We start from the raw sequence: 1139 nt of genomic DNA, 5'->3' as shown, positions 1-1139 counted from the left end.
ACTGTTCCGGCTCATCTGCTCGCCGGGCACATTGATGCCTCAATAACGCACGGTGGTGAAGGAACCGTGCAGACAGCGTGTCTGGCGGGGGTACCGTTCGCGGGTATCGCCATGCAGGCCGAACAGCGCTGGAATATTGAGGAATGTGTGCAGTACGGCAACGCCCTGCGCTTTACAAAACATGATGTGCACCGAGGCCAGATGCGCGACATCCTGAACCGTTTGCTCTCAGACGAGGCCATGCGTGCCAAGGCACGGCAGCTTGGCGAGGCAATGCGCGGCATGGACGGCCCAGCTTGCGCCGTCGGCGTGATTGAGGACTATCTGAGAAATCGTCATCCCCTGTAAAACAGCGAAACTTTATGCACAGAACACACAGCGAGGTGAAACGATGAATATTGTGGTTGTTGGAGCGTCGGGCTATGTGGGGCGTCATATTGTGGAGCAGGTACATCGTCGCGGGCATCGGGGTGCGTGCCGTGGTGCGCGATAAGGCTCGGGCCGAGAGTGCTGGGGCGTGGGGTGCACCATCGCTGGCGGATAGGGTAGATGAATGGGCGGTTGGTGATGTAACCGACCGTTCCTGGGCGGCAGGGGTCTGCGAGGGTGCTGATACGGTTATTTCGGCACTGGGGGTGACCCGGCAGAAGGCTGACCCGTGGGATATTGACTACCGTGCGAACCTGAATATTTTGGAGTCTGCGCGCGCCCATAATGTCACCCGTTTTTGCTATGTGAACGCCATACATGCTGAGTCGATTCGTTCACAGCTCACGCGGGCGAAGACGGCTTTCTTGCAGGCGCTGATCCAGTCGCCGCTGGCGCATCAGGTGGTGAGCCCGAGCGGGCACTTCTCGGATATGAGCGCTATAGCGCAGATGGCACGCTGCGGCCGGGTGTATCTGCTGCGGCAGCAGGGGCAGGTAAACCCCATTCATGGGACGGATGTTGCCGCATACTGCCTTGATAAGGTGGAGTCTGGCCAGGAGGGTTCCTACGATATTGGCGGTCCCGAGGTCCTCTCATGGCGCGAGGTGGCGCAGTACGCTTTTGAGGCGGTGGGGCACCCCACGAAGATCACGGTTATTCCGCCCCGGTTAGCAGATGGTGCAGTGAAGGGGATCGGCCTTATCAAACCG

At 59.5% G+C, this 1139-nt stretch carries 2 protein-coding genes; both read left to right on the top strand.

Features of this window, described 5'->3' with window-relative positions; all coding sequences use genetic code 11:
- Positions 1-348: glycosyltransferase (locus tag Q4P78_RS09160; protein WP_368660906.1), on the top strand; the 348-nt coding region annotated here is incomplete at its 5' end.
- A 74-nt stretch (positions 349-422) separates the two neighbouring features.
- Positions 423-1139 (top strand): NAD(P)H-binding protein (locus Q4P78_RS09155; protein WP_303340059.1); only part of this gene is annotated, 717 nt, incomplete at its 3' end.

Origin of the sequence: Rothia sp. (in: high G+C Gram-positive bacteria) (assembly GCF_030540545.1) — a bacterium.
Lineage (GTDB): Bacteria > Actinomycetota > Actinomycetes > Actinomycetales > Micrococcaceae > Rothia.
Note: the sequence above shows the minus strand (reverse complement) of the source record. Positions and strands in the feature narration are given on the sequence as shown.